The 20,619-nt window shown below is 37.6% G+C and carries 23 protein-coding genes and 1 riboswitch; of the genes, 8 read left to right on the forward strand and 15 right to left on the reverse strand.

From position 1 onward, the window contains the following. Window positions 1-74: 74 nt before the first annotated feature. Both G6554_RS17065 and G6554_RS17070 read right to left on the reverse strand, forming a co-directional pair. Entirely contained in the window at window positions 75-1,304 is a 1,230-nt protein-coding gene (locus G6554_RS17065) for an MFS transporter (RefSeq protein ID WP_166243997.1), read from the reverse strand. Between the two features lie 306 nt (window positions 1,305-1,610). Next, a complete protein-coding gene (locus G6554_RS17070; RefSeq protein WP_242637893.1) occupies window positions 1,611-2,243 on the reverse strand; it encodes a nitroreductase family protein in 633 nt (210 codons plus the stop codon). Window positions 2,244-2,368: 125 nt separating this feature from the next. Here G6554_RS17070 and G6554_RS17075 point away from each other — a divergent pair, with 125 nt between their 5' ends. Further along, window positions 2,369-2,728: a winged helix-turn-helix transcriptional regulator gene (locus tag G6554_RS17075; protein WP_242637894.1), complete on the forward strand. Its 360-nt coding sequence runs from the start codon at window positions 2,369-2,371 to the stop codon at window positions 2,726-2,728. A 140-nt stretch (window positions 2,729-2,868) separates the two neighbouring features. Here G6554_RS17075 and G6554_RS17080 read toward each other — a convergent pair whose 3' ends face one another. Further along, a complete protein-coding gene (locus G6554_RS17080; protein ID WP_166243999.1) occupies window positions 2,869-3,693 on the reverse strand; it encodes a YitT family protein in 825 nt (274 codons plus the stop codon). A 172-nt stretch (window positions 3,694-3,865) separates the two neighbouring features. Further along, window positions 3,866-4,056: riboswitch (Lysine riboswitch) on the forward strand. 104 nt (window positions 4,057-4,160) lie between these two features. Here G6554_RS17080 and G6554_RS17085 point away from each other — a divergent pair. Further along, window positions 4,161-5,642 (forward strand): amino acid permease, encoded by a 1,482-nt coding sequence (locus G6554_RS17085; RefSeq protein WP_278187284.1) that lies wholly within the window; start codon window positions 4,161-4,163, stop codon window positions 5,640-5,642. 71 nt (window positions 5,643-5,713) lie between these two features. On the opposite strand, the gene G6554_RS17090 is transcribed toward G6554_RS17085, so the two are convergent. After that, window positions 5,714-5,932: a helix-turn-helix domain-containing protein gene (locus G6554_RS17090; protein ID WP_207343075.1), complete on the reverse strand. Its 219-nt coding sequence runs from the start codon at window positions 5,930-5,932 to the stop codon at window positions 5,714-5,716. 161 nt (window positions 5,933-6,093) lie between these two features. Between G6554_RS17090 and G6554_RS17095 the strand changes: the two genes are divergently transcribed. After that, entirely contained in the window at window positions 6,094-6,264 is a 171-nt protein-coding gene (locus tag G6554_RS17095) for a hypothetical protein (protein ID WP_166243929.1), read from the forward strand. Between the two features lie 65 nt (window positions 6,265-6,329). On the opposite strand, the gene asnS is transcribed toward G6554_RS17095, so the two are convergent. Next, complete coding sequence (gene asnS / locus G6554_RS17100; RefSeq protein ID WP_166244002.1) at window positions 6,330-7,721, reverse strand: asparagine--tRNA ligase; 1,392 nt, start codon at window positions 7,719-7,721, stop codon at window positions 6,330-6,332. 341 nt (window positions 7,722-8,062) lie between these two features. Between asnS and G6554_RS17105 the strand changes: the two genes are divergently transcribed. Together G6554_RS17105 and G6554_RS17110 are read left to right on the forward strand one after the other, a co-directional pair. Next, window positions 8,063-8,293, forward strand: a complete 231-nt coding sequence (locus tag G6554_RS17105) for a hypothetical protein (RefSeq protein WP_166244004.1) — start codon at window positions 8,063-8,065, stop codon at window positions 8,291-8,293. Next, entirely contained in the window at window positions 8,283-8,447 is a 165-nt protein-coding gene (locus G6554_RS17110) for a BA3454 family stress response protein (RefSeq protein WP_242692153.1), read from the forward strand. The genes G6554_RS17105 and G6554_RS17110 overlap by 11 nt, the downstream gene beginning before the upstream one ends. Before the next feature lie 115 nt (window positions 8,448-8,562). On the opposite strand, the gene helD is transcribed toward G6554_RS17110, so the two are convergent. The 3 genes from helD to G6554_RS17125 form a co-directional block, all read right to left on the reverse strand. Further along, window positions 8,563-10,890, reverse strand: coding sequence for an RNA polymerase recycling motor HelD (gene helD, locus G6554_RS17115; RefSeq protein WP_166244008.1), 2,328 nt, complete (start codon window positions 10,888-10,890; stop codon window positions 8,563-8,565). 115 nt (window positions 10,891-11,005) lie between these two features. Further along, entirely contained in the window at window positions 11,006-11,170 is a 165-nt protein-coding gene (locus tag G6554_RS17120; RefSeq protein ID WP_166244010.1) for a hypothetical protein, read from the reverse strand. Then, the gene (locus G6554_RS17125) at window positions 11,148-11,987 is read right to left on the reverse strand and encodes a hypothetical protein (protein WP_166244012.1); all 840 of its coding nucleotides are present in this window, start codon (window positions 11,985-11,987) and stop codon (window positions 11,148-11,150) included. Before G6554_RS17125 ends, G6554_RS17120 begins: the two co-directional genes overlap by 23 nt. Before the next feature lie 169 nt (window positions 11,988-12,156). On the opposite strand from G6554_RS17125, the gene G6554_RS17130 reads away from it, so the two are divergent. Then, window positions 12,157-12,690: a YceI family protein gene (locus G6554_RS17130; protein WP_166244014.1), complete on the forward strand. Its 534-nt coding sequence runs from the start codon at window positions 12,157-12,159 to the stop codon at window positions 12,688-12,690. Window positions 12,691-12,741: 51 nt separating this feature from the next. Here the strand turns inward: G6554_RS17130 and G6554_RS17135 are convergent, their stop codons facing one another. The 5 genes from G6554_RS17135 to G6554_RS17155 all read right to left on the reverse strand — a co-directional run bounded on the left by G6554_RS17135 (window position 12,742) and on the right by G6554_RS17155 (window position 17,082). Next, window positions 12,742-13,230 carry a L,D-transpeptidase family protein gene (locus G6554_RS17135; RefSeq protein WP_166244016.1) on the reverse strand — a complete coding sequence of 163 codons (489 nt, stop codon included), beginning with the start codon at window positions 13,228-13,230 and terminating at the stop codon, window positions 12,742-12,744. Window positions 13,231-13,253: 23 nt separating this feature from the next. Continuing rightward, window positions 13,254-14,756 carry an aminotransferase class V-fold PLP-dependent enzyme gene (locus G6554_RS17140; RefSeq protein WP_166244018.1) on the reverse strand — a complete coding sequence of 501 codons (1,503 nt, stop codon included), beginning with the start codon at window positions 14,754-14,756 and terminating at the stop codon, window positions 13,254-13,256. Window positions 14,757-15,199: 443 nt separating this feature from the next. Further along, on the reverse strand, window positions 15,200-15,364 hold the full coding sequence (locus G6554_RS17145; protein ID WP_166244020.1) for a hypothetical protein: 165 nt from the start codon (window positions 15,362-15,364) through the stop codon (window positions 15,200-15,202). Window positions 15,365-15,760: 396 nt separating this feature from the next. After that, entirely contained in the window at window positions 15,761-16,108 is a 348-nt protein-coding gene (locus tag G6554_RS17150) for a hypothetical protein (protein ID WP_166244022.1), read from the reverse strand. A 149-nt stretch (window positions 16,109-16,257) separates the two neighbouring features. Next, on the reverse strand, window positions 16,258-17,082 hold the full coding sequence (locus G6554_RS17155) for a DUF2935 domain-containing protein (RefSeq protein WP_166244024.1): 825 nt from the start codon (window positions 17,080-17,082) through the stop codon (window positions 16,258-16,260). 249 nt (window positions 17,083-17,331) lie between these two features. On the opposite strand from G6554_RS17155, the gene G6554_RS17160 reads away from it, so the two are divergent. Next, a complete protein-coding gene (locus G6554_RS17160; protein WP_166244026.1) occupies window positions 17,332-18,207 on the forward strand; it encodes a MerR family transcriptional regulator in 876 nt (291 codons plus the stop codon). A 105-nt stretch (window positions 18,208-18,312) separates the two neighbouring features. After that, window positions 18,313-18,834 (forward strand): MerR family transcriptional regulator, encoded by a 522-nt coding sequence (locus tag G6554_RS17165; protein WP_166244028.1) that lies wholly within the window; start codon window positions 18,313-18,315, stop codon window positions 18,832-18,834. Between the two features lie 89 nt (window positions 18,835-18,923). Here G6554_RS17165 and G6554_RS17170 read toward each other — a convergent pair whose 3' ends face one another. Both G6554_RS17170 and G6554_RS17175 read right to left on the reverse strand, forming a co-directional pair. Next, window positions 18,924-19,388 (reverse strand): GreA/GreB family elongation factor, encoded by a 465-nt coding sequence (locus G6554_RS17170; RefSeq protein WP_166244030.1) that lies wholly within the window; start codon window positions 19,386-19,388, stop codon window positions 18,924-18,926. Window positions 19,389-19,558: 170 nt separating this feature from the next. Next, window positions 19,559-20,542: an acyltransferase family protein gene (locus tag G6554_RS17175; protein ID WP_166244032.1), complete on the reverse strand. Its 984-nt coding sequence runs from the start codon at window positions 20,540-20,542 to the stop codon at window positions 19,559-19,561. Window positions 20,543-20,619 lie beyond the last annotated feature (77 nt).

The following is a 20,619-nucleotide window of genomic DNA, read 5'->3' on the forward strand; positions in this document are numbered from 1 at the left end:
TTTTAATATGGATATAGTGTTATTTTCCATAAAAAAAAGGAAACCTTCAAGTGGTTTCCCAAAATTCACAATGATTAGTCTATCTTTTCTCCTACATGTAGGAATAGATATTTTCTTCCCATCAGTGCAACCGTAAAAGAACAAAGGAAAAGCCCTGTCGCCACCAAAAAAGTAATCCTTACACCAAAGGTCTCAGTGATCCAGCCCATCACAAGCGACGAAATTCCAAAGGCAGCGAATATTAATGTCCCTCTTGCAGAATAGACTTTAGCTAAAAGTTGTTCTTTTGCACTTCTTTGGATAATCGTTGTCTCCGCCACGTCACGAGCCATCTGCGGCATGCCAAATATAAAGGAAACAAGTAAAGCAAACCATGGAATTGAGGTGGTCCCGAATAAAAACGTAATAGAAATTAAGCAGAATGTAGACCATAGAATCGTTTTTCCTAAATTCTTTTCAATGAGAACAGAAAAGCGGTAAATCAAAAGCCCGCCGAATAACATTCCCGCAAAGAAGGAGCCATTAATAAACCCCCACCAGCCCTCCCCTTTATTTAGCGCTTCAGCTACAAAGACAAACAATATGGCAGCAATCCAAACTCCATTAGCAAACGTTTCAAGGATATTCATGAAACTGATTGTCCGCAACTGCTTTGAATGCCAAATAATCCGCCAACCCTCTTTTAACGATTCCATTCGCGTTTGTTCTTCAATTGTCTGATGATTCGCAACATGTTTGATTAACCACATACATACTGTCGCTAGTAGGTATAAGCTAAAGGTTAACCATAGAATTTTCCCAGCCCCCATTGCGACTAATAGGATGCTGCCAAAAGGCCAGGCAATCAGTTGAACGATTTGATCGGAAATGGACAATATACTATTGATTTGGACCAATTTACTCTCTTCAACCATACTTGGAACAAGTGCGTTTCGAGCTGGAGAAGCCCAACCGTCTAAAAAAGAAATAAAACAGATGAGCACATAAATCCAAAATAGCCCGTCACTTTCAAAATGAAGAGCAAATAAGCACAAAACAAACAGCAACAACGTCTTACCACTTTGCGAATAAACTAAAATCGACTTAAGTTTATATTTATTGATGACCAACGGAGCCAATATTCCGCTAATTAAAGCCGAAATGGTAGTAAAAAAAGGAACAAGTGACATATACGTTACGGATCCGGTGGCATCAAAGATCAACTTGATTAAACAGACCACATATAAAATATCACCAAGATTAGCAAACATTTGCCCAAACCAAAGAAACCGGAAAGAAGCTCGTTTTCCGAAAAAAATGGACATCGTACACCCTCACTTTTTATTTATTTTTTTTATTAAAAAGTAAGGTTTATTTACATTGGACATCCTCCATTACAACCCCGTTTCATTTCTATTTAGTATAGCAGATTTAGTGAATTTTTTGTTAATTCCCTCCAGAAATTCATGTAATCTTTATCTATGTATAACATAGGGTATTTCAGTTATGTTACTAACCAAATTTCTGATGTTTATCCAAACAATATTGTGTGAAAGATTTTTGAAAAATATATAAACAATGAATAAACGATCCCCAAGCTTGATATATTCTATCAGGCTTGGGGTTTTTGCTTATCTGTACTCGATTAATACATCTTCTAATGGTAAGCGTGTTGTCTTAAATGCAGGTGCAGCGGCTTTGCCTAAGGAAATCAGAACAATGGGAAAATACCGATCTTCGACGGCAAATTTCTCCTTGAATTGCGCTTTATCAAAGCCACCCATAGGAACTGTATCGTAGCCTCTGTCTTTTGCAATGAGCATGATCTGCATAGAAATCAGTCCTGCATCAAATGCAGCAATATTTTTCCGGGCTTCTTCCGGTGCAAACGGGTACGTTTTATTTGTGCTTTCGATTAATCGCGTCATATTTGCTTCATCCATAAACCCTGCTTCATAAGCACCTCTGTATACTTTTTCCACACTCTTATACATCTCTTTATCACCTAGCACGGCAATAACGGCTGATGCCGTTTCAACCTGTTCTTGGTTGTTAGCAATGGCCCGTAGCTCTTTCTTGGCTTCCTGATCCTGAATCACAATAAATCTCCATGGCTGAAGATTACTCGAGGATGGTGCAAGTGTTGCTTCCTTAAGAATATTTTTAATTTCCTCTTGTGAGATTATATATGATGAATCGTATTTTCTAACGGAGTGGCGTTCATTGATTAGTTCAGATAAACTCTTTGACATTACTGTTTGCATGGTGGACAAATCCTCCTAGTGTAATTTAACTTACTATTAGTAAGTTAAATTACATCTTACTATTAGTAAGTACCTACCGTCAAGTAAAACAATTATGGTATGATAAAAGTAAAAATGAGGTATGAATGATGGGTGAACATAAACAACAAACTGAAGTTAATTGCACAGAAAAAGAAATACAGCATACATGTACGAATTTCCACAAGGCGATAGAATTTATCGGCAAACGCTGGATGGGTGCTGTTATTTATGCTTTATTGGCAGGGCCAAAACGATACCATGAAATTATTTCCTCTATACCAGGAATTTCTGATCGACTTTTAACCGAACGGCTGCGTGACCTCGAAAATGAAGGATTGATTATCAAAAATGTCATTACTACATCCCCCAAAAAAGTGGAATATGAGTTAACACCAATTGGAAAAGAACTTGAGGAAGTTATTACGATCCTGATAAAATGGGTGAAAAAACGCGAGGATACTTAGGGAGAAAAAGTTAATAGTTTTAAAATAATTGTTCGCATTTCAACGGGTTCTACTTCGATGTATTCCCCTAGAATCCACCGGAACATCGAAGTAGTCGGGTTCTACCATTTTTATAGCGAAATCTCTGCATAGAGTCTTAATTAAGAAGGACTCGGCCTGTGGAACAGCCCCATTACCTCAATAGTCTCTGTAATGTTTACAAAAGCCGCGGGATCCACTTCCGTAATTAGGTTTTTCACTTCATTTAATTCGTACCTTGAGATAACGGTAATTAGCACATTCCGTTGGTTATTGGAATAACCGCCGACACCGTCCATGATGGTCAACCCTCTATATAAGTTTGTCAGCAAATGTTCTCTCATTTCTTGACCTTTTTCCGTAATAATCATTAAGGTTAATTTTGCATGGTCGGTATAAATGGCATCCACCACTTTACCAGTCACATATATAGATACTAATGTATTAAGCGCCGAATCCCAATTAAATAAAAACCCGCTAATCACAATGACAACGGCGTTCATTCCCGAAAGCAAGGTGCCAATAGGAAAATCTCTTTTCCGTGATACTATCATCCCGATGATGTCGAACCCCCCTGTTGAACCAGAGGAACGAAACACGATTCCTACCCCAATCCCTGTTAAAGCACCGCCAAAAATGGACGATAAGATTGTGTCTTTTGCAATTTCATGCACAGGAACCAAATATAGTCCTACCGAGATAATAAACACGGAAAAGATTGAATTCATGATAAACTTTTTCCCAAGCATTTTGTACCCAATAATTAATAATGGAAAATTTAATAGGAAATTTGCCAAACCTGTATTGATGGGAGAAATCATGCCAATCATCATTGAAATCCCGCTAAGCCCGCTGCTTAACACCTGATGCGGAATTAAGAAAAGATTGAATCCAAATACGACGATGAGCGACCCTAGTATTAAACCAAGAAACTGCAATTTTTTCATCTCCTGCCTGCCACTTGTCTTTTATAAAATAATACCGATTCTCCGGAGCGATGTAAATTTAATAGTTTTTTACAATAACATTCAATTATCTGTAAATTTTACCATTGACATTTTAAATAAAATATTTATACTATATAAATATATTAACTTCATAGTAAAATCCTCATCAAACCGATGAGGTAGAGGTCGCGGTTTTTATCAGTAATGCGGACGAGGTGCAGAGACACCCTTGACTCCGTTTGAAAGGAAAAGCTGCCGAAGTGTGTTTTTCATCTCTGGAAAATCATGCTGGGGCTGTCTCCAAAAAGGAACAGAACTGTCACGTATAGTCCTACCAGCTATTCGTGTTGAGCTATCTTTCGGAAGGTATGATGCGGGGTATTGATAATGCCATCGATTCTACTTCGATGGCATTTTTTATTCCAAAACTCCTTCTCGAAAAAGTAAAAGAAAAAGGAGTCATGATTATGCAAACAGCTAGATCCTTAGAAGAACAAATCTATTCGGGTGAACAATCCCTGGAAAAGGAAACAACCGAACTGAAACGAAGCTTAAAATCACGGCACCTCACGATGATTTCCCTTGGCGGAACAATTGGTACCGGGCTTTTCCTTGCAAGCGGCGGGGCTATTCATTCTGCCGGACCTGGTGGTGCTATACTTTCCTACCTTATCATTGGGGTCATGGTATACTTTTTAATGCAAAGCTTAGCTGAAATGGGCGCCTATATGCCTGTTGCCGGAAGCTTTAGCACGTATGCCACTAAATTCGTTGATCCTGCACTGGGCTTTGCGCTTGGCTGGAATTACTGGTACAACTGGGCCATTACCATTGCCGCCGAATTAGCTGCGGTCACCATGATTATGAAATTCTGGTTTCCAAATACGCCATCATTAATTTGGAGCAGCCTCTTTTTGGTGATGATGTTCCTATTAAATTATCTTTCTGTAAAAGGATTTGGGGAAGCTGAATATTGGTTCTCTCTTATTAAAGTAGTAACTGTTATCATCTTTATTATTACTGGGACATTAATGATCTTTGGTATTATGGGAGATCACGCGGTAGGATTTAAGAATTTCACGATTGGCGACGCCCCGTTCCACGGCGGATTTATGGCCATGCTCGGAATCTTTATGGCAGCTGGATTCTCTTTTCAAGGAACAGAGCTTTTAGGGGTTGCTGCTGGTGAAACGGAAGATCCCGGAAAAGCTATTCCACTTGCTGTCAAAACAGTCTTTTGGCGGATCCTTTTATTTTACGTACTTGCCATCTTAGTCATTGGACTATTAATCCCTTTTACCAATGGCAACTTAGCAAATGGTGATGTCTCTGTCAGTCCATTTACGCTTGTTTTTCAAAAAGCGGGCATTGCCTTTGCTGCTTCTGTCATGAATGCCGTTATTTTAACTGCGGTATTGTCTGCTGGGAATTCCGGGATGTATGCTTCAACACGTATGCTCTGGGATTTGGCACGTCAAGGGAAAGCGCCAAAATTTCTTGGTAAATTAAATAAAAAAGGTGTACCTGTCAATGCGTTAATTGCGACAACATTGGTCGGAACATTAGCTTTTCTTGCTTCATTCTTCGGCGATGGAACTGTGTATGTATGGCTCTTAAACGCTTCAGGTATGTCAGGCTTTATTGCCTGGCTCGGGATCGCCATTTGCCACTACCGTTTCCGCAGAGCGTTTGTAGCACAAGGGTTGGATATGAACTTATTACCGTTTAAATCTAAATTCTTCCCATTTGGACCAATCTTCGCCTTTCTAGTCTGTGGATTTGTTGTTTTAGGACAAAACTATTCAGCTTTCATGGGTGACCAAATTGATTGGAACGGGGTATTAGTATCTTACATCGGCCTGCCACTATTCCTTATTTTATGGCTTGGCTATAAATTCACGAAGAAAACCAAGCTAATCCCATTAAAGAAATGTGATTTAACAAATTAATTCACTAAGAATGAGCACAAAAAAACAGACCCTAGCCGGTCTGTTTTTTGTATCGTGCGATATAGGACACACTATTCTTCCTCAGATGCCCACACATATAAATCTTCAATCTGACAATTCAATTCTTTGGAAATAGTCATCGCCGTATTTAAGTTCATTACCTTCTTAGATATGTAGCCGTCGAGTTGACTCCTAGGAATATTTGTATTCTTTTCTAAACCATCCAAATCCATTCCGTTCTTAGATAATAAATCCTTGAGGTTACTTTTTCTTGCTTTATAATTAGTCAAAATGACACCTCGCTTTTGTAAAGCATACCATAGTTTGCTTATAATGGAAAGGTAATGGCATTTTGTTTTTCCATTGGCGGCTCTCAAATCCCGATAAGTAACATTATGTGACTTTCATTTTGTGGTATACTTAAGAAGGAATAGTAAAGGGGTGTTGTAATTTGAAAAACTCAAATAACCGCTACATGAATGGCCAAACTGTAAATATTAAAGAAACAGGTGAGGCGGTCACCATTTTGAAATGGCAATATGTAAAAAATATGAAAAGATATTCTTATATCGTAAAAGAGCACCCGGGTACATTTTATTTTGAAGAAGAGCTGCAGGACTAATAAATAAAAAATGGCATCAAAAAAGAAGACTCATTCAATGAATGGGTCTTCTTTTTCTTTACCAACTAAAACTCTGCATTACCTGGTGTTCTTGGGAATGGGATGACGTCCCTAATGTTTGACATACCGGTTAAGTACATTATTAAGCGTTCAAAACCAATTCCATAACCTGAATGTTTTGTACCGCCGTATTTTCTTAACTCCAAATACCACCAATAGTCTTCCTCATTCATACCAAGCTCATTGATTTTTCCAGCAAGAATATCTTCCCGTTCCTCACGTTGGCTGCCACCGATTAATTCACCGATACCAGGTACAAGTAAATCCATTGCCGCAACTGTTTTTTGATCTTCATTTAATCTCATATAGAAGGCTTTAATTTCTTTTGGATAATCCGTAACAAATACTGGACGTTTGAAGATCCTTTCGCATAAATAACGTTCATGCTCAGTTTGGAGATCTACTCCCCATTCCACAGGATAGGTAAACGTTTCACCCGACTCTTGTAACATCTTAATAGCTTCCGTATACGTCACACGGCCAAAGTTTGCAGTATGGGCATTATTCAAACGGTCTAACAAACCCTTTTCAATAAAGCTGTTAAAGAAATTCATCTCCTCAGGAGCTTGTTCCGTAACATAGCCAATTACGTATTTCACCATTTCTTCAGCTAAATCCATAATATCAGGCAGTTCAGCAAAGGCAAGCTCTGGCTCTATCATCCAAAACTCGGCTGCATGCCGGGCTGTATTTGAATTCTCCGCTCTAAATGTTGGTCCAAATGTATACACATTACGGAACGCTAACGCAAAAGACTCTGCAGAGAGTTGCCCACTAACGGTTAAATTGGTTTCTTTGTTAAAGAAATCCTTTGTTGAATCCGTTTTACCTTCATCATTTTTAGGGAGATTGTCCATATCAAGGGTAGTAATCCGGAACATTTCCCCTGCACCCTCTGTATCGCTTCCTGTAATGATAGGGGAATGCACATAGACATACCCTTTTTCCTGGAAAAATTTATGAATAGCAAATGAAGCAAGTGATCTCACACGGAATACAGCTGAAAACGTATTGGTTCTTGGGCGCAGATGCGCTATTGTTCTTAAATATTCAAAGGAATGCTTCTTTTTTTGTAATGGATAGTCCGCATTGGAGGATCCTTCTATCACAATCTCTGTCGCTTTAATTTCAAACGGTTGCTTCGCTTGTGGAGTATGAATAAAATCCCCCTCCACTTTTATCGATGAGCTAATTGGAAGCTTAGCAATATCTTTGAAGTTCGCCAATTGTTCATCGAAAACAATTTGCACTCCTTTAAAAAAACTGCCGTCATTTAATTCAATGAATCCAAAGGTTTTAGAGTCGCGAATCGTCCGAATCCATCCGGACAACTGTACCTTTTGATCAATATAACTATCTGTATTTCTGTACAAATCCTTGATTAAGGCCTGTTTCATGAGTATTCCTCCTAAATCATATGTATAAGCTTTAGTTAATAGTCAGTAGGATTAAATCGATTCCGCTTGTCATATGTAGACAACTAAAAAAACTCCCCTCCCAATTGGGACGAAAGGTACTATTAACAGACTATCATCGTTTTTCTTATAATCCCTTCAATATTATATAAAACATTATACCAAATAAGCAATATACAACAAAATTTCTATTACAATAGGAGAATCTAAAGCTTATCTCACTTTTCTGAATACTTTTGATAACTTCCAGAAATTTAGCAGGATTTTTCTGATAGTCGTCGAATTTAATAACAAATAATCGATTCTTGATTGGGGGTTACTTTGTGGACAAGGTTACATGTATTGCCTATCTTTTATACAAGTCATCTAAGAATCAAGACATCAAGGAAAAAGCGATCGAATTATTGAATGGCGATGTATCACTTCGCGATTTAAAGAGAAATGTCTCATTTCAAGCCCAGCTAGTCATTACAGAATCATTACTGAAAAAGAACAAAATAGATAAACATCAAGTACAATTATTCGCAGAGGAATTCATGGTGGTTGAAGTATAAAGTAAAGAAAGGTGATTATATGGTACAGGTGGAAGTTACAATAACCTTCGAAGGAAAATACTATTTAACAAATGTCATTACCCATCGAGAAACTTCTGAAGAAGAAATATTACGCCTTGCCTTTGAACAGGTCAAGAAGCAATGGAAAAAATAGAAAAACGCAAGATGCCTAGTGCTGAACAATTCTCAAAGTCAACCATATGTTTTATTTTTCAACCTAAAAAGGCTGTAGAATTCATAAAGTTTTCTACAGCCTTTTTATTATGGTTTTAGGTTAGCTCATAAGCCTCCCTTGACACGGAATCCATGAGCGGACTAATCCCTTCTGTTGCAAACATATGGAGTTCATGCATCGCACGCGTACAAACCGTATAGAATAATTTTCGCTCATTTTCACGCTTATACTGCGAACAATCATACAATATGACTGCATCAAATTCAATCCCTTTTGCCAGATAGGAAGGTATCACGAGATAGCCCTTTTCATAGGAAACAGTCCCCTTTTCGATTAAATGAACAGGCACTTCATTTTTTAATGCTTCAAATACCGCCTTACTCTCTCCGGCAGTTCTACAAATAACCGCAATCGTGCGATGTCCTTCATCCTTCAATGCCTTCATTTTCGCGAGGATCGCATTATTCAACTTAGTGGATTCTACCTTCTCTATTACCGGCTTCCTTCCCTTCCGATTAAAGGGTTCTATTTTTTCGCCGCCGTCAATCAATCCACTTGCAAATTCGACAATTTCCCTTGTGGAACGATAGGTCTTTGTTAACACGAACGATTCAACCTCTTCCTCGCTAACGTTTAAATCCGTTAGGACTGTTTCGGAACCCGTTGCACCCGAAAAAATCGCTTGATTAAAGTCCCCAAGCAAAGTCATTTTGCTATACGGAAAAAGCCTTTGGATAAAAGCAAATTGGAAGGGTGAATAATCTTGCGCCTCATCAATGAAAATATGGCGAATCGCCGTGTTCGATTTCCGACCCTCAATTAAATCCTGTAAGTATACAAACGGTGTCGCATCTTCATAGGGAATAACTCTATTGTGGAAATTATCCACTGTTAACGTGCAAATCTTTGGCCAAATTAGCGGAAGATCTTTATCTATTATGTTATCTTGCTCAAATAATTGCAGATACACTTGAGTCATATCAATAAATCTCAAATTCTTTACTCTTACAAATAGTGGCTTAAATTTTTCTTTCACAACCATTTCCGCAAGAAACTTTTGTTCCTGCTCGAAATCATCAAATGAATTTTCCGAAAATCGATTTTTCTCTTGGAGCTTTTTAAAGGCCTCCATATAATCTTCTTTTTCAAGAAATTGGATTTCTTCCTCCACCCAGCTCCGTGTACGTTCCCGTTTCACAGCACGCCTTAATTCTTTTAGCAACCAATCCCTGACGAGTTGGATCCTGTTAGGGATGGAATAGTTTTTTTCGAGGGAATAAAAATAATCATGAATTTCCTTTTTCGAAATGATGGCATCTCCCCGGAAGGATAAATCCCGAAATAATAAACCTTTAATGGATAAGTTTGATGCATAGCGATCAATCATTTTTTTAAAGTTTAGACTTGACTTAAAACGGATTCCATCCACCCTTATTTGATCGTCAACTTTATTTTTCCCACTTAGCAAATACTCCATTTGTGTAAAGGGATCCTCGACATCAAATGCTTTTCCCAACCTGTGATTTAGGTATTCCTGAAAAGTAGATTGCTGCATATTTTCCTCGCCAAGTTCAGGTAAAACCGTTGCAACATAACTATTAAATAAAGGATTCGGCGAGAACAGCATAATGTTTTCTGCATTCAATGTTCCTCGGTACCGATAGAGCAGGTAAGCGACACGCTGAAGTGCCGCAGAGGTTTTACCGCTTCCTGCAGCCCCTTGGACGAAAAGAAATTTGCTGTGCTCATTTCGAATGATCTCGTTTTGCTCCCGCTGAATCGTAGCAACAATACTTTTCATTTGGGTGCTGGCATTGTTACCTAGTACTTCTTGAAGCATTTCGTCCCCTATGGTTACCCCGGTATCAAACATTCCCAAAATTTCTGAATTCCTAATAATAAATTGACGCTTTAATGTCATTTCCCCTTCGATTGCTCCTTCCTCAGGGGTACGATATTGCGCCGGGCCTGGGGAATAATCATAGTAAAGACTGGATATTGGTGCCCGCCAGTCATAGATTAAGAAATTTTCATCCTGTTCATCCATAAAGGAGGCGATTCCTAAATAAACCTGTTCGGGGGATTTTTCGCCGTTTTCATGAAAATCAATTCGTCCGAAATAGGGGGAATATTTTAACCTGTCGAGAGTTTTAAGATGCTGACCCAATTGATTATGAGTTCGTTCCCGTTCAGAGAGTAGTTCAGCTTGCTGCTTTATACTCGCAGCTGTTTCAATCATATCGTCTGGTTCATCTGTATTTACGGTTACGTCTTCCCAAAAGGTTTTTCGTAGTTCAAGCACATCTGAGCGAACCTTACCGGTATTTTGCTTAAGAGATTTTATCTTTCGATCAATTTCCTTGCCAACTGAACAGACTCTTTCTTGTTCCGCAAGCCAGTCTTTATTCTGTAAATCGCTCATGCAACCACTCTCCAGATTAAATTTAACTCCACCTTCTTGACAATCAAACGCATTTATGATAATGTTATAATAGGTATTTTAAATAATTTTTCTAAAAATTTTTTTATGCCAAATGTTATATTATCACATTTTTTTCTATTTTCAATAAGCTATTTCTATAAACAAAAAGCAAACGCCACCCGTGGCGTTTTTTTATTGACTGTTCTAGCTCCAGCCCATACGCTGCTGAGCAGGGCGCCTGCGCTTTTCTTATTGTATCAGCCTCCATCTCTTTCTCCATATACCCACTCCCTGTATTGCCCATACACATAGACCATGACAATCCTTATTAATAAATATTCAAAAAAGCGCAGTTTATTTTTTAAAAGCTTAATCCTCTGAAAAAAATAATTTAATCCTGTTCCCAATATTATTACTTTAAGCTTCGTAGAAACATTATTATGGTTCTTCAATGAGATCGCAGTAAAGGCAGATATTGTAATGGAATATAGCGGAGATAAAATAAAATGTTCCCTCCATGAATGGTATCTGCCCATTCCAAATCGGAATTTTCGTATGATCGCCAACATAAAAAATAAATTTGTCTCTGTTACCATAATCAATAAAAAAAAGGATGCAAACTGAACCAGTTGATTTTTCTTACGAAGGCAGCTGTACCAGAAATCACACCATTTGAAATAAAAAGGAAGGAGAATAAAGGTATAAATGGTTTTCCACCAATTGTGTTTGTAAACCCTCAGCCACAAAAAAAGCATCTCTATTAACGAAAAATAAATACTGCTGAATATTTTAGCCACCCAGCCTGACTTGGAAAGGGTTAAGAACACTGCGGTAAAGGGAATAAAAATCGCTTGCGATAATACCGCCCCAAATACATTGTCCAAAATGGGCTTTTTTAATACCTTCGGCTTGTAGATATAGGCATTAAAAAGGTTTAAAACAAAGTACTCAAAAAGGTAGGCAAATCCCATCGTGGAAACAAGCAAAATAAACGTTTCCTTTCTATTTTTATTTCGGTAAAAGGTTAAGCCCATTAAAAAGATATGGATTAAAAATAAAATAAAAAAGGGAATTCTATTGCGCTTAGGAATCTTCATTTAACCCCCCCTTTCCACAGGATGCTTTATAGGTAGTATTTGAAAAAAACAAAAAAAAAATTAATAAAAAAGAATTGACAATATAGTGGCAAACAACATATAATTTACCTTGAAATAAGTTATTATTAATTCGAGATAAATATTTTCAAAACAACTGGAGGAAAATAAAATGACAAAAACAAAATGGGCACTTGATCCAGCACACAGCAGTGTAGATTTTTCAGTTCGTCACATGATGATTGCAAACGTGAAAGGTACATTTAACACCTTTAATGCAACAATTGAAGCAGATCCTGCTGATTTAACAACTGCAAACATTGAATTTTCAGTTGAAACTGAAAGTGTAGATACTCGCAGCAAAGACCGTGATGGTCACCTAGTATCTGCAGATTTCTTTGATGTTGAAAATCACCCGAATATGACATTCAAAGCTACAAACATCGAAAAAACAGATGAGGGCGAGTACAATGTGACAGGTGATTTAACCCTACGCGGTGTTACAAAACAAGAAACTTTCGCGGTTATTTTTGAAGGTCAAGGAAAAGATCCATGGGGCAATGAAAAGGCAGGTTTTAGTGCACAAGGAACTATAAACCGTTCAGACTATGGATTAGTTTGGAATGCTGCACTTGAAACAGGCGGCGTTCTTGTTGGCGACAAAGTAAAAATCAATTTACAGATCCAAGCAGCTAAAGCTGAGTAATTTTTTATCAAGAATGAGGCTTCTCCAAACGGAGAAGCCTCTTTTTTGCTATTATGGGTGAATCTTTACGCTTGTTCCATTGGGAACCATACCTGCGAGCTGCAGGACATCCCGATTATACATTCGCACACAGCCATGAGAAACCGCCTTTCCAATTGAACTAGGGTCATTCGTCCCATGAATCCCGTAGCTTTGTTTTGACAAGGATAGCCACAATACACCAAATGGACCACCGGGATTGTACTGCCGATTCACTATGACAAAATCCCCTGATGGCGTATGTGTTAGCATCTTGCCAACGGCAATCGGATAAATCTTTGCCAGCTTTCCATTATGATAAAGTGTAAGTTTCTTCTTTCCTACCGATATTTGAATACTATAAGGTATTGAACTGGGCTCCGGAAGCCCAGGAATTTTAATCTTTTGGCCGACATGCAAATGCCCAATCCCGGGATTGGCGGCATAAAGGTGTTGCAAACTAACTCGAAAATCTCCCGAAATGGTACCAAGTGTTTCACCAGATTTAACTGTATAAATCATGCTTTTCCCACCTATTCAAAGTATCATTCAAATCGGAATAATGGTGACATATCTTCGCGGATGTGATTTATATAAAAATAATCATTACTTGCCGAATCATAGAGATAATCCTTTTTCCATTCGTCAATATTTAGTGTTATTTCCTTAATTGCCTTGACAAACAATAATATCTCTTCGTTTGTCATGATGGGATGAACCGAGAATCGCACCCAGCCCGGTTTGTTCGACAAATCCCCAAGATTAATTTTTTCCGTAATCTGCTTAGAAGCCTCTTGGTCGATCTTAAAAAGGTAATGCCCGTACGTTCCGGCACAGGAACATCCACCCCTAACTTGGATCCCGAAACGATCATTAAGTAACCTGACGACTAAATTATAATGAATATCATCAATATAGAATGAAACAATCCCAAGACGATCTTTTATATGTCCATTTAATATATGCACACCTGGAATATCTTCCAAGTTTGAGAGTAAAAGTGTAACCTGGTCTCTCTCTCTGTTGATGATATTTTCCACACCCATTTGCTCCTTCAAATTTAGGCATAGCGCCGTGCGAATGGCTTGAAGAATACCAGGTGTCCCTCCATCCTCCCGTAACTCAATAGCCTTATAATATTGGTGCTCCCCCCAAGGATTTGTCCAAGTTACCGTCCCTCCACCGGGGTGGTCTGGGATCTTGTTCGTATAAATCCTCGAATCAAAGACCAAAACTCCGCTCGTTCCCGGGCCCCCTAAAAATTTATGTGGGGAGAAAAAGACGGCATCTAGTTTTTCGAGTGGATCCTTGGGATGCATATCCATTTTTACATATGGTGCAGATGCTGCGAAATCAACAAAACAAAGTCCTCCATGTTGATGCATGAGTCTTGCTAATTGATAATAGGGGGTTTGGATTCCGGTTACATTAGAACACGCAGTGAATGAACCAATTTTCAAGGGTCGGTCCTTATAAAAATTTAGGAGCTGCACCAGGTGATGTACATCCACCCTTCCATCTGCATCAGGATCTATAAGCACTACATCCGCTAACGTCTCTAGCCAGGATGTTTGATTCGAATGATGCTCCATATGAGTCAAAAAAATAACGGGCCGGGCCTTTTCAGGTAGCCGAAGGCGATCTTTCCATTGTTCATGCACGCGAAGTCCTAATATCCGCTGCAGCTTATTAATAACAGATGTCATCCCAAAGCCATCAAGAATCACAACGTCATGCGGGTCCGCATTTACATGTTCTTTAATGATCGTTTTTGATTGCCTATAAATGCCCGTCATCATTAAACTGGTAATATTTGATTCTGTATGCGTATTCGCCATATAGGGCCCGAATACCTCAGAAATTTTTTGTTCGATTGGTCGATATAGTCGCCCGCTTGCCGTCCAATCCGCATAGATTATGGTCTTCTTTCCAAAGGGAGCCTCAAATTCCTGGTTCATTCCAATCACATGTGAGCGAAACGTTTGAAAATATTCCTCAAGATGATCTGGGATACGAATGGTTTTCCTTCCAATAGTAGCAGTAATCATTAGTTTCCACCTCACAATTAAGTCTTGTTACTCACTATATGCAGGACACTTTTATGCTGTTTCACTTTGCTTTTATCAAAAGGATGTTTTAATTTTTTGAGGGTGTGTGAATTTTTTGTGATTTAGAACGTGGATTATAATTGAATAACCAATAATGTTTAAATAAGAGGAGATTTTCCGGTTAATTCCATAACGGAGATTGTTTCGGGGTAAATAAGTGGAGGTTTTCCGGTTATGAAAAGAAAAATCCACTATTTTTACGTTTTTTGATTCAATAGGCGGAATTCCTCCGTCTATTGAATCAATTTTCAGTGCTATTTCCTTAATAAGCGAAATTTCTCTGCTTATTTATCAGACTTCCTTTAGCATCTAATGATCTTGTACAGCTTACGTGCGGTTTCGTGAATAATAATTGATGAGGAGAAAATGCTAAAATCAACATTTTAAGGTCCAAAATTATTGGGTCCGAAGGGATTTTCTGGTGGATATTCCTCTAACTTATCAGCTGTTCTTTCATCTGGTGAAGTCGCCCCAGATTTTTTATCAAAATAAATGGCTATTCCAGCTAATATAATGATAGGTGTAAATATATAAATCCAAATCATCATAACACCTCCAAACTAACCAACGAATTACTAATATTATATTACAAACTTAACTTTTTTTTACAATTTTTTAACTTTACTACCCTTCTACTTCAATTGATATTATTCATCTATATTTTTCTTTTTCGTATTAAATTTTTTTTCAACGGGAAACCACCTTCCCCTAACATTTACCTAATCTTATTTATTCCATACTAGTTAATTAATTTCCTTCTTGAAAAGACCTTAACCGTTCTTTAGTTCTCCAATAAGTTGAAATCCTATATAATATTATTAATAACTTATTAAACGTTGCGAATTATTAAAAAGAGGGGAAAAAATAAAAGGCTATCGAAAGTTTTCGACAGCCTGAAGGCCATTGATAAAATGATTGGTTTTTTTGCCTAATGAATAAGGTTCTTAGTAAGTGGTAATCCGGGCGGTTTCCTTTTTAGTTACTTCATCAATTTTTTGAATAAACATTTGAAAAACTCTTCTTTTTTCCTCAAGGTCCTTTATGTATTCCTTCAGCTGGTTATAGCTTTCTTCAAACGGCTTATGGTACATTTCACGAATTTTTTCAATGATTTCCTCGTTTACTGTCGATTGAATCACCTGTTTTGTGATTCCATATTTATAGGAGTACACTTTCAATTCCTGTGCCACTTCATCATATTCGTTCGCAATTTCAGTCAAGACTAATGAAATATCGTCCTTCCACTCATCAAGTGATTTTTGTAAATACGATTTTGCTAATGTTTCTTCCATGTAAACACCCGCCCTATTAGTCTAGATTATATTAACACTATTATAACGGTGTTTGATTACATAGAGATTTCGGACAGTTTACAGAATATTATCAAACATAATAGAACTGTGACAATCCTTTCGAAATGGCGGCACAGTTCTATTTTTTTTTAACTAAAAGAGGGTTTCCTTAATGAACAATTTGTACTCTCTGCATGAAGCTCTGGCGCAAATTCGGCTAATTTCTTGATGAAATAGCAGGTTTCCGGAAAGTGATGTTCTAAAAATCTTAAGGTAGTCTTATTAAGTATTCGTTCTCCATTGTACTTTTCAACGACAGACCGGATATACAAATTCATTTCAATGACGGTTCTGCCGACTTCCAATGCCAATTCTTTTTGCCGCGGGAATCCCTGCTCGGTAAATCGTAAAAATCCCTTTATGTGATGATTCTGAAGGATAAACATCTGGAACTTTTGCGCATAGGCATTTGTTTGCCTGTCAACCGCTAATTCTATTGGGTCTATTAAATTCCTTAATAAAATAATATGCCCTAATTGATCCTCAAGCCATAAATCCAACAGTTCATCGAGTTTAAGCGGCACAGGTTGTTGTCCATTAGACTGGTAAGACAAAAGCCGCAAATACTCTTGATTTTCATTTAATGTACCATTCAAGTAAGTTGGTGATAAATTTAGGTTAATCTGATTTTTAATCCGTAAATTTTGCAAATGCCCTTCAAAAAGGAAATACTCATAGGCAACTGAATATGCCCGTTTCGCAAATGCAGTCATTTGAGTTGACGAGAAACCTAATGCGGGATTCATTTGCCGAAGTTGATTGAGCACGGTTCCAAATGATTGAATGAAACTTTTAGCCGCCGTGATTTCCTTTTCTTCTTCCACCGACAAATGATCACGAACGAAGATAGCATGATCCTGCAAGATTTCCAACCAAAATAAATGCTCCTCCCACACACTAATAGTCGTTGCCATCCCATCCCTCCTTATAAGAGCATATTCATTCAAACATAAATCTTGTTATGACAAACAGAAAATAACATAAAAAAATGATTACCCTAATCCGGAGTAACTGCGCATATTGCAAGAATATGTTGTTATTTCGTGATTTCAGTCTTGTTTTGAGAGCTTTTGTCATGGAGCAGGAAAAACAACTACTAGATGGTGAATAATTATGAAAAGAAGATTTATTTCCTAGAGATTAGTAGAGAGGAATGATGAAGTTTGAAGACTTATACATTAAAAGAAGTTTCTAAAAAAATAAATGTTCCACCGGGAATGATTCGCCAATGGGAAAAAGATTATGTTGATTTCCTTGATATTTCACGTTCCAAACAGGGAGCGCGAATTTATACAGACATGGAAATTGAACAATTGTTAGAAATTAAACAAATGGCCGACAAAAAGGTCAGCAAGGAAATGATCCGGCAATGGCTACATAAAAGGCAGGAGCCCGTTGAAGAAGAACTCTCCCCTGTGCCTGAAGTCTCCTTAGAAATCGTTTCTGAAGAAATGATTACCCCTGTGTCAATTGAAGAAAGCGCCCTTAAAAATACCGAGCTCTTTTTCGAAGCAATGGAATCCTATAAAAAAACGTTCTTAAGTGAAGTAAAGGAAGAAATCCGCAGTGTCGTCCGGAAAGAGGTTTTAGAAGAAGTAAAAAAGGAAATCACAAAAGGCACTTATTATACAGTGAAATCCATTTCCGACTCGATTTATAAATCCACTGAAAACACAAAAGCAGAAATTCATCTGTTAGCGGAGAATCTTGAAAGGTCTTCAGAGGTCACAGCTGATTCTTTGCAGTACCTTGCCAATAATATAGCAAATGTTTCTCATGAAACCACTGAAGAGATCTTTTCACTGTCCAAACAGCTATCGGAGACCACTGAAGAAATATCTCATTATGTGGATGTAACCAATAATGAAATCTCCAATCTTTCAGAAGTGATTTCACAAGACCGTGAATTCTTTATTGAAGAGCGTAATCAATACCGACATGAAGTGACACAAAGAGAAGCAGCCTTTCAGCAAATGTTGACCAGTTTTCGTGATGTCGCAGCTGCAAAAGAGAAGAAATGGTGGAAATTTTGGTCTTAACCAGAAAGGTTACTATTATATAAAGCTCCTTTAATTTCTTGTGCGTTTTACTTTGCATATCGTCACTCGTGGATTACGGTTATTTAATCATTAGGGGGATTCGACATGAATACAAGTGAAGTAGCAAAATTATTAGGGGTATCTGCTAGTACAGTTCAGCGCTGGGTAAAACAGCTTGAGCTGCCAATGGAAAAAAATGAGCGGGGACATTATCACTTTAGCCGCGAGGATATTCATCTATTAAAAGAAATTCATGATCAACTTCAAAAGGGAACCTTATTGCATGAAATAACCCCAGTCAATGAGAAAAAAAGTGTCAGAAGAGGTGCTGTGAAATCAGTCGAAAATGATCAAGCATTTGAAAAATTAACCGCAAAAGTGAGCGAAATGGAAATAAAACTGAATGACAAGGCAGATTCAGTTGCTTCCTATCAACTCCTTCAGCATCGCCGTGAAATTGAGGAATTGCAGGATCAAATAAAATTATTAACCCAACAACTTGACCTACTTCAAAACCAGGTCAAAGAGCTAAACGATCCTATACAAACTGAAAAACCTATCCTGTTGGATTCAAGCAAAGTCAAAAGAAAAAGGAAAAATTTCGTCAGTTCCATTTTTGGCTTTTGAAAGACTTCTACAAAAGGCAAAATAAAGACCGACCGTATTGGATACAGTCGGTCTTTACGAATGATTTCAATGAATATGGTTACAAGTACTTACGCTTCTTTATACTGCCCTTCCATTTCAAATAAATCCCCAACAAAGGAAATATTCCTAATTGTTACTTGGAGATCTCCGGTAGGTATTTTAAGTGAAAGCTGCTCACCGTGTTTCCTTAGAAGTAGTTGTCTGCCAACCGGAGATAAAAAGGAAATAAAGCCGCTATCCGGGTTTGATTGTTCTGGCAGGCAGATGACAAAGTCTTCTGTTTCTTGATCCTCCTCAAAGAGTACCGTCACCTTTGTACCGATAAAAACTTTGGGAAACACTGAAGGTGGACCCTTTTTGCTCGCTTTTGATAGTAATTCTTCCACCTCTAAAACATACAGGTTAAAAAAGTGTTTAATCCGTTCTTGGATTGGTGTTGAAGATAAATAAAGATTGGTTAAATCCTTGATATTTTCATCCAAGTACACCAATTGCTGAGCATAAAATTCACGTGTCTGGTTTCTATGGTTCATAATACGTAACCTCCAAGCTAGGGTCAAACACCCGGCAAACCTCCATGAATTGATTCATCCTTAACTCCTCCTAAATAAAAAAATGAGACCTCCCATTTCTCCTGGCAGATGAATGGAAGATCTTAGTATAATATTACCATATCTAAACAAAAAAGTCGCTAATAGGCCAGTTAAGACGTAAGCTCAACAAGTGGCCGAGTATATTTTTTAATAAAGTAACTGCCTAGAATTAGACAAATGATAAAGGACAGGATGACAAGTAAGAGATAGTTCCCTGAAATGGACGGTAAACTATCAGCCGGTACCAAGGCTTGAAGTGATTTAATAATAAAACCATGGAACAAATAGACATATAGGGTTCTTTCGCCAATTTTGGTTATTTTATATTGGGTGGATGGGATTAACGCCAAAAATCCAAACACAACGAGTAATGTGACACCATATTGGAGTGCGCGAATGAGCCCATCTGACCACTCCATCCCTCCCATATGTTCATAAGAACTGTCAGCTAACAGCCATGGCACCGCATCTTTTGGAAAAGCCATTCCAAAGAATAATAATATAGTAATAATGATTCCCATTCCAAGGGGAAGTGAATATTTTGCCCTGATTATTTTTCTAAGTTGATTTCCATTTAATAGAAACCCCAATAAAAAATAGGGAAAGAATACAATCGTTCTTGATAAACTTAAATAACTGCCCACATTATCTACATATCCAACCAAAATCCCCAATACAATACCAACTGCAAACCCTATCCATCTTAACCTTGCAAATCCATATAACAGCAAATTCCAAAAAAACAAACTTAATAAAAACCAAAGTGTCCAATGAGGATGTAATAAATCAAAGGTTAGACGATCCTCGTTCCCAATCACATAATAAAAAATCGAATAGATGATTTGAAAGATCAAATAAGGGATTAAAACCTTCTTTACAGACTTTTTCAAATATCCCTTCTTTTTATATCCTTTTGCAAAATATCCGGAGATTAAGATAAACGCTGGCATATGGAATAAAAAAATTACACTATATAGTGTGAAAAGAATACCATCCTGTTCCTTTAAAGGACTGATAAGATGTCCAAAAACAACAAGAAAAATCAAAATAAATTTCGCATTATCGAAAAACTTACTCCTTTTGGTTGAAGCCATTTCATCACCCCGCTGTTTTTTTATTCAAAACACTACTTGAATAAATATAAGGAGTGCACAATAGTGATACATATATC

This window comes from Bacillus sp. MM2020_4 (assembly GCF_011250555.1).
Taxonomy (GTDB): Bacteria; Bacillota; Bacilli; order Bacillales; family Cytobacillaceae; genus Neobacillus.

Bases quoted from the DNA above. Each gene is read 5' to 3' on its own strand.
- G6554_RS17080 (WP_166243999.1), bottom strand. From the start codon at position 3,693: ATGAAAAAATTGCAGTTTCTTGGTTTAATACTAGGGTCGCTCATCGTC.
- G6554_RS17135 (WP_166244016.1), bottom strand. From the start codon at position 13,230: ATGATTTATACAGTTAAATCTGGTGAAACACTTGGTACCATTTCGGGA.
- G6554_RS17140 (WP_166244018.1), bottom strand. From the start codon at position 14,756: ATGATTACTGCTACTATTGGAAGGAAAACCATTCGTATCCCAGATCAT.
- G6554_RS17145 (WP_166244020.1), bottom strand. From the start codon at position 15,364: ATGATGATTTGGATTTATATATTTACACCTATCATTATATTAGCTGGA.
- G6554_RS17175 (WP_166244032.1), bottom strand. From the start codon at position 20,542: ATGGCTTCAACCAAAAGGAGTAAGTTTTTCGATAATGCGAAATTTATT.
- G6554_RS17065 (WP_166243997.1), bottom strand. From the start codon at position 1,304: ATGTCCATTTTTTTCGGAAAACGAGCTTCTTTCCGGTTTCTTTGGTTT.
- G6554_RS17085 (WP_278187284.1), top strand. From the start codon at position 4,161: ATGCAAACAGCTAGATCCTTAGAAGAACAAATCTATTCGGGTGAACAA.
- G6554_RS17130 (WP_166244014.1), top strand. From the start codon at position 12,157: ATGACAAAAACAAAATGGGCACTTGATCCAGCACACAGCAGTGTAGAT.
- asnS (WP_166244002.1), bottom strand. From the start codon at position 7,721: ATGAAACAGGCCTTAATCAAGGATTTGTACAGAAATACAGATAGTTAT.
- G6554_RS17075 (WP_242637894.1), top strand. From the start codon at position 2,369: ATGATGGGTGAACATAAACAACAAACTGAAGTTAATTGCACAGAAAAA.
- G6554_RS17150 (WP_166244022.1), bottom strand. From the start codon at position 16,108: ATGGAAGAAACATTAGCAAAATCGTATTTACAAAAATCACTTGATGAG.
- helD (WP_166244008.1), bottom strand. From the start codon at position 10,890: ATGAGCGATTTACAGAATAAAGACTGGCTTGCGGAACAAGAAAGAGTC.
- G6554_RS17120 (WP_166244010.1), bottom strand. From the start codon at position 11,170: ATGGAGAAAGAGATGGAGGCTGATACAATAAGAAAAGCGCAGGCGCCC.
- G6554_RS17155 (WP_166244024.1), bottom strand. From the start codon at position 17,082: ATGGCAACGACTATTAGTGTGTGGGAGGAGCATTTATTTTGGTTGGAA.
- G6554_RS17125 (WP_166244012.1), bottom strand. From the start codon at position 11,987: ATGAAGATTCCTAAGCGCAATAGAATTCCCTTTTTTATTTTATTTTTA.
- G6554_RS17170 (WP_166244030.1), bottom strand. From the start codon at position 19,388: ATGAACCATAGAAACCAGACACGTGAATTTTATGCTCAGCAATTGGTG.
- G6554_RS17165 (WP_166244028.1), top strand. From the start codon at position 18,313: ATGAATACAAGTGAAGTAGCAAAATTATTAGGGGTATCTGCTAGTACA.
- G6554_RS17070 (WP_242637893.1), bottom strand. From the start codon at position 2,243: ATGCAAACAGTAATGTCAAAGAGTTTATCTGAACTAATCAATGAACGC.